Source organism: Microbispora rosea (genome assembly GCF_044460045.1).
Classification (GTDB): Bacteria; Actinomycetota; Actinomycetes; order Streptosporangiales; family Streptosporangiaceae; genus Microbispora; species Microbispora rosea.
Window position 1 is genome coordinate 122,976 of the sequence record NZ_JBITJO010000004.1, and the last position, 15,512, is coordinate 138,487.

Consider the following 15,512-nt stretch of genomic DNA (forward strand, 5'->3'; position numbering starts at 1 on the left):
GGCCGGTGAGAACGCGGACGCCGCCGTGAACCCGGTCACGACGGCGGCGTCCCTCGGCGAGTCAGCGGGAGCGGCGGCGCAGCAGCACGATGGCCGCGCCCACGGCGACGACCACGCCGATCCCGATCAGCACCGGAGCGATGCTGGGCGCCGGATTCTCCGCGGGCTGCTCGCCCTCGCCGTCGGCCGGGGCGTACGTGCGCGGCCCCAGGACCATGTCCTCCATCGACGTGACGAAGTCGCGCGCATTGGCCTTCGCCTTCGCGACGCCGCGCTCCGCGACCCGCTTCGGGCTCACCCGGTCCGCGATGGCGTCGACCGTGCGAGCGAGCTCCGCCCGCGTGCGCTCGATCTTCCGTTCCAGCGCATCGGGATCGGTGTCCGCCATGCGATCCCCCTCCTGTGGTATTCGTGTGTGATCAGTCTGCCAGGTCCGGCGGTCGCCCCGCACAGCGGCTGAGCCGGTAGTTTGGTTGACGCTTGCCCGCCGATCGCCGCGGGTCACCTTTTTCCGGAGGACGTGATGAGCAAGCTCCAGCCCGGCGACGCCGCGCCGGACTTCACCCTGATCGACGCCGACGACAACGAGGTCTCGCTGGAGTCGCTCCGCGGCAAGCGGGTCATCCTGTACTTCTACCCGGCGGCGATGACCCCCGGGTGCACCAAGCAGGCCTGCGACTTCCGCGACAATCTCGGCGCGCTGACCGCGCAGGGCTTCGTGGTGCTGGGCGTCTCCAAGGACAAGCCCGCCAAGCTGCGGCAGTTCCGCGAGCGCGACGCGCTCACCTTCCCCCTGCTGTCCGACACCGGCCTGGACGTGCACAAGGCGTACGGCGCGTACGGCGAGAAGACGAACTATGGCAAGACCATCATGGGCGTCATCCGCTCCACGTTCGTCATCGACCCGGACGGAAAGGTCGAAAAGGCCCTCTACAACGTGAAGGCCACCGGTCACGTCGCCCGGCTCACAAAAGAGCTGGGAATCTCCTGAGATATCCCTTTTACCACGCTCCCGGAATTGTCGGCCGCGGCCGATAAATTCCGGGGCATGGCGAAGTACAAATACACCCCCGAGTTGCTCGCCGACGCGGCGGCCGGCGCGAGCAGCGTCGCGGACGTGCTGCGCTGTCTCGGCATCCCGTGGTCGGGGGGCGCCCACGCCCACATCAGCCGCCGCCTCAAGCACTTCGGCATCGACACATCCCACTTCCTCGGCCAGGCTCACAGGCGGGGGCAGCCGTCACCGCGACGGAGCCTTCCGGCGCAGGTGCTGGTCCTGAACCTCCCGGGTGCCGGCCGCGAGAAGCCGACCAAGCTTCGGCGGGCACTGCGCGAAGTGGGAGTTCCCTACCGCTGCGCAGACTGTAAGATAGGCGGCACTTGGCAAGGCCGTCCGTTGACATTGCACATCGACCACATCAACGGAAACTGGCTGGACAACAGAAAAGAGAATCTGAGATTTCTCTGCCCGAACTGCCACTCTCAGACCGAGAACTTCGCAGGAAAGGGAAGAGGAAAAGGGGCCGTAGTCCAACGGCAGGAGACCGCGGCTTTAGGTGCCGTACAGTGCGGGTTCGAATCCCGCCGGCCCCACAACAAATCAAATGATAACAACGGCACATCGAATACCGGCGAGGACGGCAACTCTTCAAGCCGACAGAGGGCGCCCGCGAGGATGGCCGTGATGGTCACCACGGACGACCTCGCTTTCCTCGAGCATTTCGCGGCGACGCAGGGCGCCCCGTCGCGGTCCTCCGTCATCCGAACGGCGATCGCTCTGCTCCGTGCCCAGAGCGAGCCGGAGTGACCGTCATCCGGCAGGGCTTTAAGCGGAGTCGTCAAAACAGGTGACGGCACCTACGACGTGCCGCCGACAAAGGCTTATGGGATTCAGGGCCGACAGCGCCGACGCGTGGAATACCTGCAGGCGCGCGCCGGCCCCTCCGCCGGCACGCGCCTGTCGGGAATGTGAGACGTCTCAGCCGGGGGCCTGGCAGCGCACTCCGGCGTCGGTCTGCCTGCACCAGGGGGGCAGGCCGTCCTGACCCTGCGGCGCGTCCTGGCCGAAGCCGCGAGGGAAGAACCGCTGCGGGTCGTTTCCGCCGACCCAGCTCGTTCCGGCGTCCGCCCGGTCCCAGACCATGCCGGTGACGGCGACGATGCCACCGCCGAGGAGCGCTCCGACGATTGCGGACGCGACACCGACGGCGACGAGCTGCCCGGCGTGTCCGCGAGGCAGCCGAGCCGCCAGGCGCGCGGGCATGCCAGGCCGCGGAGCTGACGCGAACCGTACCCGGGGGTCCTGCCAGCCCGGGGCGTTCCATCCCGTGCCGCCGGGGCCGAAGGCATAGCCGCTGCCGGTCGGAGGCGCGCCTCCGGCTCCCGGCCCGGGTCGGCCCGGGCCGGGAGGGCCTGCAGGGCCTGCCCAGGTCGCGTATGGCCCCGTGGAATAGGGCCCCGCCGCGCCAGGCCTGTTCCCGCGGCCGGTCCACGGCGATCCCGGCCCTGCCGCCCCAGGCGTGTTTGCCGGCCCGGTCCGTGGCGATCCCGGCCCTACTCCCCCGGGCGCGTTCCCGGGGCCGGTCCGTGGCGATCCCGGTCCTGCCGCTCCGGGCGGGCCGGCCGGGCTGGTCCAGGATGACGTGGGAGTGTTCCCAGGAGGCAGGGGCGCGGTCGGCCCGTTGGGCCCGACCGGCCCGGTCGGCGAAGTGGATTCGGCGGGTGACATGACCGGCCCGCTCCCCTCCGGCCCCGTTCGCGCGCCGGGCGCGGCGAGCGCGTGAGACGCAGCGTCAGGCGCAGTGGGCTCGTCGGGTGCAGTGGGCTCGGCCGGTCCGCTGGTCGCGGTGGGCTCACCCGGCCGGGCCGGCCCGGTCTCCGGCTCCGGGCGCGGGCCGCGCGGCTCGTCCCCTGCGCCACGCGACCCCGCGTCCTGATCCGCCATCCAAATCTCCCTTTACCCGCTTCAGAGAAGCGTTCCCGAGGACAAGGATGCGCCGTGATCCGTAAAAACGGCGTAAGCGCGACAAATGGCTGCGACCTGAGTCGTACGGTCGTATCCGCCGCAAGGGTGAGACCTTCCTGAGCAGCCGATACATAGGGTTGGGTACGTGTTCGGCAGACTGCGCGCCTGGACCCGGCGCCACAGCAAGCTCGTGGACGCGCTCACGATCTCCCCGCTGGCGCTGTTGAGCCTGATCACCATCGAGGTGTTCAGCAAGGCCGGATCGATCGGGGCACGACAGGTCGACGTGCCCGGGCTGCTGCTGTTGTCGGCCGCGCTCATCGTTCCGCTGGGGTGGCGCCGCGACCACCCCCGTGAGGTGTTCGCGGCGGTCGCCACCGTCAGCTTCGTCCAGTGGCTGCTCAACGTCGTCATCCTGCCCGCCAACATCGCGGTGCTCGTCGCGCTGTACAACGTCGCCTCGCGCTGCACGCTCCGGTGGGCGCTCGCCGCCGGGGCGGTCGCGGAGCTCGGGCTGCTGCTGGCGATGATCCGCTGGACTCCCGAGGCCGGGCGGGCGTGGGTGTCCTCTTCGGCCTTCATCGTCGCCGTCTGGCTCGCCGGGATCTACGCCAACACGCGCCGCCGCTACGTGGAGAGCCTGGTCGAACGCGCCGAGCGGGCGGAGCGGGACCGCGACCAGCAGGCGCGCATCGCCGCCGCGGCCGAGCGCGCCCGGATCGCCCGCGAACTGCACGACGTGGTCGCCCACAACGTCAGCGTGATGGTCGTCCAGGCCGACGGCGCGGGGTACGCCATCGACGGCGACCCCGAGCAGGCCCGGCGTGCGATGCAGGCGATCTCGGCAACCGGGCGGCAGGCGCTGGCCGAGATGCGCAGGCTGGTGGGCGTGCTGCGGCAGGACGCCGGCAGCCCTGCGGAGGAGTACGCTCCGCAGCCCGGCGTCGCCCAGCTCGGCGACCTGATCAGACAGGTCAGGGACTCGGGGCTGCCGACGGAGTTCACCGTGTCCGGCACCGCGCGGACCCTGCCGGAGGGCGAGCAGCTCGCCGTCTACCGGATCGTGCAGGAGGCGCTGACGAACGCGCTCAAGCACGGCGGTCCGGGCACGCGGGCCTGGGTGGAGATGACGTACGGCAGGGGCGAGATCGAGCTGAGGATCAGCGACGACGGCAGGGGCGCCGCGGCGCCGCGCCTGGTCGGCGGGCACGGGCTGATCGGCATGCGGGAGAGGGCGGCGATGTACGGCGGAAGCGTCGAGGCCGCTCCCCGGCCGGGCGGCGGCTTCCGGGTGGTCGCCCGCATTCCCCTCGGGGTGGCCGCGTGACGCGCGGGTCCCCCGGCACCGGCGACCGCGGCGACCGGTCCTCCCCGGCCCCCATGCCCAGCCGCCCCGGAACCAAGGCGACCGGGGCGACCGGCCCTCCCCGGATGGCAGTGACCCGGCCGTCGCCCCACCGCGTACGGTTACGGGGATCGCGGCGATGACGAGCGGAGCGGAGCGGCAGTGATACGCGTCATGCTGGTCGACGACCAGGAACTGGTGCGGACCGGGTTCCGGATGGTTCTCGGGGCGCAGCCGGACATCGAGGTCGTGGGCGAGGCGGCGGACGGGCTGGCGGCCGTCGAGGCGCTGCGCGCGGTCGAGGCGGACGTGGTCCTCATGGACGTCCGCATGCCGCGGATGGACGGCGTGGAGGCGGCCCGCGTGATCTGCGCGGCGCCGGACGGCCCCAAGGTGCTGATCCTGACGACGTTCGACCTCGACGAGTACGCGTTCGCCGCCATCAAGGCGGGAGCGGCGGGGTTCCTGCTGAAGGACGTGCCGCCGGCCGAGCTGATCAGCGCGATCCGGTCCATTCACTCCGGGGACGCGGTGGTCGCGCCGAGCACGACCCGCCGTCTGCTCGACCGCTTCGCCGTGCTCCTGCCGGAGGGGGACGCGCGGCGGGAGGACGCGGGCGTGCTGACGGCGCGGGAGCGGGAGGTGATGGTCCAGGTGGCCCGCGGCCTGTCGAACTCGGAGATCGCGGCGCGGCTGCATCTCGCGGAGGCGACCGTGAAGACCCACCTCGGCCGCATCCTGGCCAAGCTGGGGCTGCGCGACCGGGCCCAGGTGGTCGTCTACGCGTACGAGACGGGCGTGGTCTCCCCCGATCATCCCCGGGGCTGAGACCGGACTACCTCACAGGTCGCACACGTCCCGGCGAGGCCGTCCTGGGGCCGCACGCCAAGAACGTCCGGGAGGCCGAGGAAACGCGCTGATCACGCTCATAGCGTGGCGTCATGACCACAACAACCCAGGTTCGCACCGCGGTCGTCGCGCGGGGACTGACAAAGGTGTACGGCGAGGGCGACGCGGCGGTGCACGCGCTGCGCGGCGTCGACGTCGGCTTCGCCGCGGAGGCGTTCACCGCGATCATGGGGCCGTCCGGCTCCGGCAAGTCCACACTGATGCACTGCCTGGCCGGATTGGACACCGTGACGGACGGGCAGGTGACCATCGGCGACGTCGAGATCACCGGTTTGAACGACAAGCAGCTCACGCTCCTGCGGCGCGAGCGCGTGGGTTTCGTCTTCCAGGCGTTCAATCTGCTGCCGACGCTGACGGCCGAGCAGAACATAATGCTCCCGTTGGAGATCGCGGGACGCCAGGCCGACCAGGCGTTGTTCGACCGAGTGATCGAGACGGTCGGCCTGCGGGACCGGCTCGGGCACAAGCCGAGCGAGTTGTCGGGCGGCCAGCAGCAGCGCGTCGCCGTGGCGCGGGCGCTCATCAGCAAACCCCAGGTGATCTTCGCCGACGAGCCGACCGGCAACCTCGACTCCCGCAGCGGCGCCGAGGTGCTGGCGTTCCTGCGCAGGTCCGTACGCGAACTCGGGCAGACGATCGTGATGGTCACGCACGACCCCGGGGCGGCGTCGTACGCCGACCGGGTGGTCTTCCTCAGGGACGGGCTGCTGGTCAGCGAGGTCGAGCGGCCGACGCCGCAGACCGTGCTCGACACGCTGATGGCGCTGGAGGCCTGAGCCGTGTTCAGGATCACCCTCGCCGGGCTCCTGGCGCACCGCCTGCGCCTGGTGCTCACCTCCCTGGCGATCGTGCTCGGGGTCGGCTTCATCGCGGGCACGTTCGTGCTCACCGACACCATCGACGCCGGGTTCACCCAGTCGTTCGCCGCGGACGCCGACAAGGTGGACGTGGTGGTGACGCCCGATGACGACGCCGAGCCCGACGGGAATCTGCCGGAGAGCGCGCTCGCCGCGATCAGGGCGGTGCAGGGCGTCGAGGACGCCCAGCCCATGGTGTCCGGGGACGCGCCGCTGATCGGCAAGGACGGCAAGGTCGTGGGGGACGTCCCTACCGCCGGGGTGTCCATCCCCGCGAGCCGCATCAAGATCACCTCCGGCCGGGCCCCCTCCGCCGCCGGCGAGGCGGTGCTCGACAAGAACACCGCCAAGACGCAGGGGCTCGCGCCCGGAGCCGCCGTCACGGTGCTCGACCAGGCCGGTAAGCGCCAGCAGTTCCGCCTCGTCGGCGTCTTCGACGTGGGCCTCGACCAGGACCTCGCCTACCGGGGCGCGGTCGCGTTCACTCCCGACACGGCTCGGCGCGTCACCGGCGCCAAGGGCTTCACCGAGATCGACGTCGTCTCCTCGGGCCCCTCGCCGGAGAGCCTGCGTACGGCCGTCGCGGCGGCCGCGGGTAAGGCGAAGGTCGTCACCGGGCGGGAACGCGCCGACGAGGTGGCCAAGCGCAACCACGTGGACACGTCCTTCCTGCGGCTGGGCCTGCTGCTGTTCGGCGCGGTCGCGCTGCTCGTCGCCGCGCTCGTCATCTACAACACCTTCAACATCCTGGTCGCGCAGCGGATGCGCGAGATGGCGCTGCTGCGCTGCATCGGCGCGACCAAACGGCAGGTTTTCGGCTCGATCGTGCTGGAGTCGGCCGTGGTCGGCCTGTTGTCGTCGGTGCTCGGCCTGCTGACGGGCCTCGGCCTCGGGGCCGCCGCGGTCGCCGTGCTGCGGGCCGTCGGAACGGACATTCCCACGGGCACCGTGAGCCTGTCCCCGCAGGCGATCGCCATCGGCGTCTGCACCGGCGTCGTCGTGACGATGGGCGCCGCCCTGCTCCCGGCGCGGCAGGCCACCCGGGTGCCGCCCGTCGCGGCGCTGCGCGCGCAGGTGGAGGAGCACGCGTTCCGCACCGGGGTTGTCCGGGTGGTCGTCGCCGCCCTGTTCGTGCTGACCGGGGTCGGCCTCACCGCGGCGGGCGTGCTGCAGAAGCCGGGCCAGGCGGCGCTGCTGACGGTCATGGCGGGCGGCGTGCTCGTGTTCTTCTCCGTGCTCATCCTCGGCCCGGTGATCGTACGGCCGCTGAGCGGGCTGGCCGGTTGGGTGCCGGCGCGGCTGTTCGGCGTGCCGGGGCGGCTCGCCGTGGACAACTCGCGGCGCAACCCCAAGCGGGCGGCGACCACGACGGTGGCCCTGACCGTCGGCGTGACGCTGATGACGTTCATGACGGTCCTGACGTCCACGATGCGGACCACCGTGGGCGACCAACTCGACCAGCAGTTCCCCGCCGACTACATCCTGTCCGCGCAGACGGGCACGATCCCCCGCTCGGTCGCCGACACGCTGCGCGCGAGCCGCGATCTGGCCGCGGTGACCGAGTTCCGCGGGAAGAAGGCCAAGGTGAACGGCCGCGACTTCGAGGTGGGCACGGTCACGCAGTCGGCTCTCGGCACCGCCATCAAGCCGGAGGCGGCGTCCGGCACCATGGACGGCTTCGGCGCGGGCGAGGTCGCCGTGGCCGACGTCGTGGCCAAGGACCTCGGCGTCAAGGTCGGCGACACGGTGACGGTCGCGTCCGGCGGGCGGAGGACCTCTCTCAAGGTCGTCGCGGTGCTGAAGGCCGACGTGTCCCTGCTGCCGCCGTTCACCATGGCCGAGCAGACGTTCGAGCGGCACTTCGGCAGGGTGGACGACGCGCAGGTCCTGGTGAACGCGGCGGACGGGGTGGCCCCCGAGCGGGCGCGCAAGATCGTGGACGACGCGACGGCCGCCTACCCCGTGGTCAAGGTCGGCAGCACCACCGAGATCCGCGGCCAGTTCGACGAGGCGCTCGACTCGATCCTCATGGTCATCACCGGGCTGCTTGCCCTCGCCATCGTGATCTCACTGCTCGGCATCGCGAACACGCTGTCGCTCTCGGTCCACGAGCGCACCCGCGAGTCCGCGCTGCTGCGCGCCCTCGGCCTGACCCGGCCGCAGCTGCGGGGCATGCTCTCGGTCGAGGCGCTGGTCCTCGGCCTGGTGGGCGCGATCGTCGGCGTCGTGCTCGGCATCGTGTACGGCTGGGCGGCCACGGCGACGTTCACGGAGAACGTCTCCTTCCAGCTGCCGATCGGGCAGATCCTGCTCTTCATCGCCGCCTCGGGCCTGGCCGGGGTGCTCGCCGCGCTGCTGCCCGCCCGCCGTGCGGCCCGGGCCTCGGTCGTCGGGGCGCTGGCCGCCACCTGACCGCCGCTCCCCCGTCCGGACCGGTACGGCGGTCACCCGGGCCGCCCGCGCGAGCGGGTGACCCGGGCGGCGGGCCGGAGCACACACGCCTCCGGCCGGGCCGACGCCTGACGATCGTCACTCGGAGACCCGCCGCGAGGAGGGGGTGTCGGAGCCGGTCGCCGCCTCGGGCAGGATCCGGCGGAGGTGATGGTCGACTATGGCGGCCGCGTCGTCGACGCCGAGTTCCCCGAGCAGCACTCCGTCTGCGAGGCCCCGCGCGAGACCGAGCAGCGCGTGGGCCTCCGCGCCGGCGTCGACGTCCGGTGCCGCGCCTGAGGCCGCCACCAACGCGGCGATCTCGCGATGGACGGCGTCGCCGCCGGCACGATAGAGGGCGCGGATCTCCGGGTCGGCGACGGCCATGCTCACGAACGCGTGCCCGGCGAGCAGCGGGACCACAGCGGTCACGCCCAGTTCGACGATCGCGATCAGCACGCACCTCAGCGTGTCCGCCGGGCCGCGAGCGTCCCGGACGGCCTCGCGGACATGGCGTTCGATCTCCGCCCTCAGGATTTGGGCACTGGCGCGCAGCAGATCGGCCTTCCCGGCGAAGTAGTGCTGCACGAGCCCCTTGGAGACGCCGGCCTCCTGTGCCACCTGCCCTATGGTCACTCCGGCCAGGCCGTCTCGCGCGCACAGCCGCAGCGCCGCCTGGACGATCTCCTCCCGCCGAGCCGCATGATCGACCTTCTTCGGCACGATCCGCTCCTTTTTGCGATACGAACGTATTGTGATAGCAATGCAATACGATCGTACTGCCAAGAGCGAACGGGAGGACCCGTACGTGAACGACCTCGTGCGGCCCAACATCGGAGCACAGTTCCGTCGGCGGCGCCTCGGGCACTTCCCGGACGCACCGGCCTACACGCGTTACCGACAGATCTACGACCGGGCCATGGCCGGCCTCCCGCCGTACGACGGGTTCCAGGACGTGCCGACCGGCTTCGGAACCGTCCGCGCCTACCGCTTCGGCGCGGACGGCGCCGGTGCCGGAACACCGCTCCTCCTGCTGCCCGGGCGCACCGCGTCCACCCCGATGTGGGCGCCGAACCTCACCGGCCTGCGCGCTCGTGGCCGCGTCGTCTACGCGATCGACCTGCTCGGCGAGCCCGGCCTCTCGGTGCAGAGCAGGCCTTTCGCGAGCGCGGCCGACCATGCCGTGTGGCTCGCGGAACTCCTTGCCGGGCTCGGCCTCGACCGAACCCATCTACTGGGAGTGTCGATCGGCGGGTGGACCGCCTTCCGGCTCGCCCTGCACGCTCCGGAGAGGGTCGCCTCCCTGAGCCTGCTCGATCCCGCCTGCCTGTTCGGCCGGATCACCTGGAAGGCGGTCGCCGTCTCGCTGGGAACGGTGGGACCGCTCCCCGAACCGTGGCGAAAGCGGCTGCTGCGCTGGATCTCCGGAGGAGCCGACGTCGCCGGAGACGAGCCGGTCGCCGCTGTGATCTCCGCCGGGATGCGGGACTTCGCCGCCTTCCTCCCCCCGCCGGCGTACCCCTCGGACGCCGAGGTCGCCGCGGTCGGCGTACCGACCCTCGCCGTGATCGCCGGGCGCAGCATCATCCACCACCCGGGCAGGGCCGCGGAACGCGCCCGCCGGCTGCTCGCCCAAGGCGTCGTCGAGCTGTGGCCGGATGCCTCCCACGCCCTCAACGGCGAGTTCCCCGAGCGGGTCGCCGCCCGGGTCCTCGACTTCGTCGACCGGCTCGACGCGGACGACACTCTCCATCGCCGTCACTGACCGTCGTCGCCGTCGGGCCGGCGCTCTCCGCCAGGGCCGTCACAGGCGGCGGCCCTGGCGGTCGATCACCACGGCGAAGACCCCCGTGACATCCTCGTACGGCGGTTCCACGGCCATGTGACCCCGCTGGGCGTCGATCCACAGGACCTCGCCCCGGCAGTTGACGGCGTTCCACGCGTGGCTGCCTCCCCCGGCCCAGCGGGTGATCAGGACGGCGGCCGCACCGTGGCCGCCGAAGATCAACCGCTGCGCGATCGCCACGTAGGCCCGGCGGCCGTGGCCCACGTATTCGAAGCGGTGCCCGAGCCACTCCTCGGCGCGGGCGACTCCCCCGGTCTCCCCGGTCAGCAGCGGACGTCCCGAGCCGTCGTACTCCGGCTGCCTGCGTGCCGCCACGACGGGCTCGCCGTGCCAGGTGGACATGACCGACAGCGCGCAGTCGACGGCGTTGTTGGATCTGAACGCGTCCTCGGTCGGGCCTTCGGCGTTGATCAGGCGGATCCAGGTGCCTCGCGGGTCCGGGAAGCGCCCGCTCACCGCTTGCACGAGGCTCACCTGGCCGTCCGGATCCGCCTCGGCCAGGCCGCCGGGCCTGCCGTACGGGCGGGTCTCCTCCAGCCGTCGCGGCCGGCCCTGGCTGTCCAGCCAGTCACGCTCGGTCTCGTCGCGGAGCACGGCCGACCAGAAGTCGTCGGCGTCCGCGAGTTCGCCCGTCTCCGGACCGTCGGCGGCAGCCATGCCCGGCTGTACGGCGATGGTCGGCGCGGGCGCGGTCTCGGCGAACCACTCGTCCTGTCCGGTCGAGGCACCCACGTCGTGTCCGGTCGAGGCACCGACGTCGTGTCCCATCTCGGGCAGCGGCTCGACCGGCCGGACGCTCTCGACGGTCGTCACGGCCGGCGAGGCCTCGTCTTCCGCCGCACCGTCCTGCTTCCCGGCGGCCGCCGTCTCCAGGTGATCCCCGGGCTCGGCCGGGTCCTCGACGTCGTCCTCGTACTCGCCCTCGCCGCCCTCGGCCTCGGTGTCGGTGTCGGTGTCGGAGTCGGTGTCGGCGCTGTCCGCCTCGGTTCCGACGGTCGGACGCTCCTCCACATCCGCGAGGTCGCCGGAGTCGTACGAGCCGGGCTCCTCCACGCCGGGCACCTCGACAGCGGGCAGCTCGACAGCGGGCTCTCCCACGTCGGGCTCCCTCACGTCGAACACCTCGACGGCGGGTTCCCCCACGCTGGGCTCGCCCAATCCGGACTGTTCCGCGCCGGACTCTGCCACACCCAATTCAGCAGCGCCCAACTCTGCCGCGCCCAACTCTGCCGGGAGCGACGGCGTGCAGTCGGGTGTCCTGGCGGTCTCCTCGGCCACCGCCTCGGCCACCGCCTCTTCCGCCGCCTCCCGAGCCTCCCCACCGGCCTCCTCGAAGCCACCGGCGTCCTCAGCGTCGTCGACGTCCTGTGCGTCCTCGAAATCCCCGAACTCCTCGGGATCCCGCAACTCCTCGGGATCCTCGGCGTCTACCTGGTCCCCGGTGCTCCGGGTGGTCCCGGCGCCTGCGGGCGTCGCGGCGGTGACGGCTTCCCGAGGGTCTGACGACCCCGCGCGCCGCCTGGCCGGCGCCCCCAGCCCGTGGGCCCCGTGGGCCCCGCGTCCCCCGTTGTCGCCGTTCCTCGCGGCCGGCACCACCGGCATGGTCACGGTGTCCACACCGAGCGGCAGCGCCGCGAGCCGTACCTCCAGGCGTCGGTCCTCCAGCGAGGGAGCAGGCGCCTCCGCGGCCTGCTCGTAGTCCCGCCATCGCCGGCCGTCGGCCGACACGACCGGGTTGTACACACCCGACGGCAACCGCCACCTCGCATGCCGGCGCGCCCTCTCCTGGTTCACGCGCTTGGCCCCCCTCCTCGCGCACATCAGCGTGCCGATGGTAGAGGCGGGCCGTCCGGGGCACGGCGGGTTTTCCCAACTCCAGACCCGGCTCTGCACCGGAGACCGCGCGGGGACGGTCAGCGGGCCGTCACGGCGATCGTGTGGAAGCCGGTGGCGCCGTCGGGGGCGGGCGGCGCCTCGTCCGAAGTCTGGGTGTAGCCGGTCGCGTCGGTGGCCCGCACGGAGATCGTGTGCCGGCCCGGCGTCAGGTCGAGGTCGAGCGACCACTGCCGCCACGTGTCGAGTCCCGGGGTGTCGGCGAGCCGCGCCTGCCGCCACGCTCCGCCGTCCACCCGCACCTCCACCGCGTCGACGCCGCGGTGCTGGGCCCAGGCGACGCCCGCAGCGGTCGTACGGCCCGCCGTGACCTCGTCCCCGTCATGGGGCAGGTCGATCCTGGACTGGGTCTTGATCGGGCCCCGGGGAGCCCAGCCGCGCGGCGTCCAGTAGCCCTCGTCCCGGTCGAACCGGGTGGCCCTGATCTCGGTGACCCACTTCGTCGCCGACACGTATCCGTACAGTCCGGGCACGACCTGGCGGACCGGGAAGCCGTGGGCCTCCGGGAGCACCTCACCGTTCATGGCGACGGCGAGCAGCGCGTCGCGGCCGTCCATGACCACGTCGACCGGTGTGCCGCAGGTCCAGCCGTCCTGGGAGACGCTGAGCAGCATGTCGGCCTCGCGGCGGATCCCGGCCTCGCGCAGCACGTCGGCGAGCCGGGCGCCGAGCCAGCGGGCGTTGCCGATGTACGGCCCGCCGACCTCGTTGGACACGCAGGTCAGGGTGACGTCCGCGTCCATGAGAGGGCGCTTGAGCAGGTCGGCGAAGGTCAGCTCGACCGGCCTGTCCACCAGCCCGTGGATCTTCAACGTCCACCGGGCCGGGTCAACCGACGGCACGACGAGTGCGGTGTCCACGCGGTAGAACTCCGCGTTGGGCGTGACGAACGGCGAGAGGCCGGGAATCCGCAGGTCCGCACCGGCGGGGATCGGCGCGGCCGGGCGGGCCGCGCGCGGCAGCATCTTCGCCACGCCGCGCCGGGCCAGTTCGGCGTCCTTGGAGCCCTTCAGCAGCCATCCGCCGAAACCGGCGACGCCCGCCACCGCGACCCCCGCCGCCGCTCCGGTCAGGAGCCTGCGCCGGTCGAAGACGTACGGACCGGAGTCCGGTCCCGCGCCCGGCCCCGCTCCCGCCCGCATGACGGCCGGCATCACGGGCGACGGGCTGGGCGGCGGGGAGGCGGGCGCGGCGAGACCGGACTCCGCCGCGCGGCTCTCCTCCCCCACGCCTGCGACCCTCGCGCGCTCTACCCCCGTGCGCTCTGCCCTCGCGCTCTCTGCCCTCGCGCTCTCTGCCATTGTGCGCTCTGCCGTTGTGCGCTCTGCCGTTGTGCGCTCTGCCGGCGCGGGCACCGCCAGGACCCTGCCGCCCGCGGCGTGGTCGGCGGCCCGGCTGGCGGCGACGTAGTCCTCCTCGCCGCTGCTCATCGCGCGGCGCGTCAGGCGCGACAGCGTCCACGCGCCGGCCGCGGCGCCCACGAGCGAGGGCAGGACGTGCGCCACCCCGGCGTCCGGCCGGGACAACGCCGCGGCGGCGCCGACGAGGCCGAACACGGCCAGGCCCAGCGTGCCGTACGCCCTCCGGCGGCGGGCCAGCAGGCCGAGACCGGCGGCGACGAGGGCGAGCACGACGACGATGCCGCCGAGCAGGACCGGCTTGTCGTTGGAGCCGAAGGTGCGGATCGCCCATTCCTTGAGACCGGCGGGCGTGGCGTCGACCATCGTGCCGCCCACCGCGACGACCGGCGCCGCGCCGGGATCGATCAGACCGGCGACGATCTGGGCCACCCCGAGCGCCACCGCGCCGGCGACGAGCCCGGTCAGCGCGGCCGCCCAGGCGGGCATGCGGGTGCCTGCTGCGTTCACGTTCCGAACGCTACGCCCGTCCGCCCGCCGAGGTCTTACGGCGGTATTACGAGAGGCGTTATGAGACGACCTGGGCGATCACCGGGGCGATGGCCCGGAATGCCTTGCCCCGGTGGCTGATCGCGTTCTTCTCCTCGGCCGACATCTCCGACGTCGTGCGGGTGTCGCCGTCCGGCACGAAGATCGGGTCGTAGCCGAAGCCGCCCGTGCCGCGCCGCTCGCGGATGAGGTGGCCGTGCACGGCCCCCTCCACCACGTGCTCCTCGCCCGTCGGCAGTGCGAGCGCGGCCGTGCAGGCGAAGTGGGCCTGGCGGTGGCCGTCCGGCACGTCGGCGATCTGCGCGAGCAGCAGGTCGAGGTTGGCGTCGTCGTCGCCGTGGCGGCCCGACCAGCGGGCGGAGAAGATGCCCGGCATGCCGTTCAGCGCCTCGACGCACAGGCCGGAGTCGTCGGCGATGGCGGGCAGTCCGCTCTGCGAGGCGACCGCGTGGGCCTTGAGCAGCGCGTTCTCCGCGAACGTGAGCCCGGTCTCGGCCACGTCGCCGATGTGCGGGAACGCCTCAAGGCCGACGAGTTCGACCGGCACACCGGCGTCGGCGAGGATCCGGCGCAGTTCTACGATCTTCCCGGCGTTCCGGGTGGCCAGGACCACCTTGTTCATCTTGTCGTTCTCCCGTGGATCAGGCGAGGGCCTCGGTCTGGAGGCGGGTGAGCTCCGCGCAGCCGACAGCGGCGAGGTCGAGCAAGCCGTTGAGCGCCGTCCGGTCGAACGGCGTGCCCTCGGCGGTGCCCTGCACCTCGACGTAGTCGCCCCTGCCGGTCATCACCACGTTCATGTCGGTCTCGGCCTTGACGTCCTCGCTGTAGTCGAGATCGAGCATCGGCTCGGTGCCGACGACGCCGACCGAGACGGCGGCGACCGAGTTCACCAGGGGGTCGCCTGGGCACATCCGGCGCTGCCGCATCCAGGCGATCGCGTCGGCGAGGGCGACGTACGCCCCGGTGATGGCGGCGGTGCGGGTGCCGCCGTCGGCCTGCAGCACGTCGCAGTCGAGCACGACGGAGTTCTCTCCCAGGGCCTTGTAGTCGACGCAGGCCCGCAGGGACCTGCCGATCAGCCGGGAGATCTCGTGGGTGCGCCCGCCGATCTTGCCGCGGACCGACTCGCGGTCGTTGCGGGTGTTCGTCGACCGGGGCAGCATGGCGTACTCGGCCGTCACCCAGCCGAGGCCGCTGCCCTTGCGCCAGCGGGGCACGCCGCTTTCCACCGTCGCGGCACACAACACCCTGGTGCCTCCGAACTCCACCAGTACGGAACCCTCCGCGTGGGCGAGCCAGTTCCGGGTGATGGTCACGGGGCGAAGCTGGTCGGAACGACGACCGTGTGAACGAGCCATAC

General features: G+C 72.3%; 14 protein-coding genes, 1 tRNA gene and 1 pseudogene. 9 read left to right on the forward strand and 7 right to left on the reverse strand.

From position 1 onward, the window contains the following. Positions 1-61: 61 nt before the first annotated feature. Positions 62-388 carry a DUF3618 domain-containing protein gene (locus ACIBK1_RS17860; RefSeq protein WP_030510903.1) on the reverse strand — a complete coding sequence of 109 codons (327 nt, stop codon included), beginning with the start codon at positions 386-388 and terminating at the stop codon, positions 62-64. Positions 389-523: 135 nt separating this feature from the next. Between ACIBK1_RS17860 and bcp the strand changes: the two genes are divergently transcribed. The 4 genes and pseudogenes from bcp to ACIBK1_RS17880 all read left to right on the forward strand — a co-directional run bounded on the left by bcp (position 524) and on the right by ACIBK1_RS17880 (position 1,807). Next, positions 524-991, forward strand: a complete 468-nt coding sequence (bcp, locus tag ACIBK1_RS17865) for a thioredoxin-dependent thiol peroxidase (RefSeq protein WP_396736176.1) — start codon at positions 524-526, stop codon at positions 989-991. 57 nt (positions 992-1,048) lie between these two features. After that, a pseudogene (locus tag ACIBK1_RS17870) lies at positions 1,049-1,483 on the forward strand (HNH endonuclease signature motif containing protein); the annotation flags it as partial. 36 nt (positions 1,484-1,519) lie between these two features. After that, a tRNA-Leu gene (locus ACIBK1_RS17875) sits at positions 1,520-1,593 on the forward strand. A 91-nt stretch (positions 1,594-1,684) separates the two neighbouring features. Beyond that, positions 1,685-1,807, forward strand: coding sequence for a hypothetical protein (locus ACIBK1_RS17880; RefSeq protein WP_269321819.1), 123 nt, complete (start codon positions 1,685-1,687; stop codon positions 1,805-1,807). Between the two features lie 171 nt (positions 1,808-1,978). Here the strand turns inward: ACIBK1_RS17880 and ACIBK1_RS17885 are convergent, their stop codons facing one another. Beyond that, positions 1,979-2,263 carry a hypothetical protein gene (locus ACIBK1_RS17885; RefSeq protein WP_357317853.1) on the reverse strand — a complete coding sequence of 95 codons (285 nt, stop codon included), beginning with the start codon at positions 2,261-2,263 and terminating at the stop codon, positions 1,979-1,981. Between the two features lie 847 nt (positions 2,264-3,110). Here ACIBK1_RS17885 and ACIBK1_RS17890 point away from each other — a divergent pair. The 4 genes from ACIBK1_RS17890 to ACIBK1_RS17905 all read left to right on the forward strand — a co-directional run bounded on the left by ACIBK1_RS17890 (position 3,111) and on the right by ACIBK1_RS17905 (position 8,488). Beyond that, a complete protein-coding gene (locus ACIBK1_RS17890) occupies positions 3,111-4,292 on the forward strand; it encodes a sensor histidine kinase (protein ID WP_396736180.1) in 1,182 nt (393 codons plus the stop codon). Positions 4,293-4,472: 180 nt separating this feature from the next. After that, positions 4,473-5,138 carry a response regulator transcription factor gene (locus ACIBK1_RS17895; RefSeq protein ID WP_208865564.1) on the forward strand — a complete coding sequence of 222 codons (666 nt, stop codon included), beginning with the start codon at positions 4,473-4,475 and terminating at the stop codon, positions 5,136-5,138. Positions 5,139-5,251: 113 nt separating this feature from the next. Beyond that, positions 5,252-5,995, forward strand: coding sequence for an ABC transporter ATP-binding protein (locus ACIBK1_RS17900; protein ID WP_030510913.1), 744 nt, complete (start codon positions 5,252-5,254; stop codon positions 5,993-5,995). A 3-nt stretch (positions 5,996-5,998) separates the two neighbouring features. After that, the gene (locus ACIBK1_RS17905) at positions 5,999-8,488 is read left to right on the forward strand and encodes an ABC transporter permease (RefSeq protein ID WP_396736185.1); all 2,490 of its coding nucleotides are present in this window, start codon (positions 5,999-6,001) and stop codon (positions 8,486-8,488) included. A gap of 117 nt (positions 8,489-8,605) precedes the next feature. Here the strand turns inward: ACIBK1_RS17905 and ACIBK1_RS17910 are convergent, their stop codons facing one another. Next, positions 8,606-9,229, reverse strand: a complete 624-nt coding sequence (locus ACIBK1_RS17910) for a TetR/AcrR family transcriptional regulator (RefSeq protein ID WP_396736188.1) — start codon at positions 9,227-9,229, stop codon at positions 8,606-8,608. 40 nt (positions 9,230-9,269) lie between these two features. Between ACIBK1_RS17910 and ACIBK1_RS17915 the strand changes: the two genes are divergently transcribed. Then, entirely contained in the window at positions 9,270-10,271 is a 1,002-nt protein-coding gene (locus tag ACIBK1_RS17915; RefSeq protein WP_396736191.1) for an alpha/beta fold hydrolase, read from the forward strand. A 39-nt stretch (positions 10,272-10,310) separates the two neighbouring features. Here the strand turns inward: ACIBK1_RS17915 and ACIBK1_RS17920 are convergent, their stop codons facing one another. The 4 genes from ACIBK1_RS17920 to rph form a co-directional block, all read right to left on the reverse strand. Next, positions 10,311-12,107: a toxin glutamine deamidase domain-containing protein gene (locus tag ACIBK1_RS17920; RefSeq protein ID WP_051762343.1), complete on the reverse strand. Its 1,797-nt coding sequence runs from the start codon at positions 12,105-12,107 to the stop codon at positions 10,311-10,313. Between the two features lie 158 nt (positions 12,108-12,265). Further along, positions 12,266-14,113, reverse strand: coding sequence for a molybdopterin-dependent oxidoreductase (locus ACIBK1_RS17925; RefSeq protein WP_396736194.1), 1,848 nt, complete (start codon positions 14,111-14,113; stop codon positions 12,266-12,268). 58 nt (positions 14,114-14,171) lie between these two features. Next, a complete protein-coding gene (gene rdgB / locus ACIBK1_RS17930) occupies positions 14,172-14,774 on the reverse strand; it encodes an RdgB/HAM1 family non-canonical purine NTP pyrophosphatase (RefSeq protein WP_396736197.1) in 603 nt (200 codons plus the stop codon). Between the two features lie 19 nt (positions 14,775-14,793). Further along, positions 14,794-15,510, reverse strand: coding sequence for a ribonuclease PH (gene rph / locus ACIBK1_RS17935; RefSeq protein WP_357316180.1), 717 nt, complete (start codon positions 15,508-15,510; stop codon positions 14,794-14,796). Between the last annotated feature and the right edge of the window lie 2 nt (positions 15,511-15,512).

What these genes read in the sequence shown, in the direction of transcription:
- ACIBK1_RS17860 (WP_030510903.1), bottom strand. Translation starts at nt 388, where the DNA reads ATGGCGGACACCGATCCCGATGCGCTGGAACGGAAGATCGAGCGCACG.
- bcp (WP_396736176.1), top strand. Translation starts at nt 524, where the DNA reads ATGAGCAAGCTCCAGCCCGGCGACGCCGCGCCGGACTTCACCCTGATC.
- ACIBK1_RS17880 (WP_269321819.1), top strand. Translation starts at nt 1,685, where the DNA reads ATGGTCACCACGGACGACCTCGCTTTCCTCGAGCATTTCGCGGCGACG.
- ACIBK1_RS17885 (WP_357317853.1), bottom strand. Translation starts at nt 2,263, where the DNA reads ATGCCCGCGCGCCTGGCGGCTCGGCTGCCTCGCGGACACGCCGGGCAG.
- ACIBK1_RS17900 (WP_030510913.1), top strand. Translation starts at nt 5,252, where the DNA reads ATGACCACAACAACCCAGGTTCGCACCGCGGTCGTCGCGCGGGGACTG.
- ACIBK1_RS17915 (WP_396736191.1), top strand. Translation starts at nt 9,270, where the DNA reads ATGCAATACGATCGTACTGCCAAGAGCGAACGGGAGGACCCGTACGTG.
- rdgB (WP_396736197.1), bottom strand. Translation starts at nt 14,774, where the DNA reads ATGAACAAGGTGGTCCTGGCCACCCGGAACGCCGGGAAGATCGTAGAA.
- rph (WP_357316180.1), bottom strand. Translation starts at nt 15,510, where the DNA reads ATGGCTCGTTCACACGGTCGTCGTTCCGACCAGCTTCGCCCCGTGACC.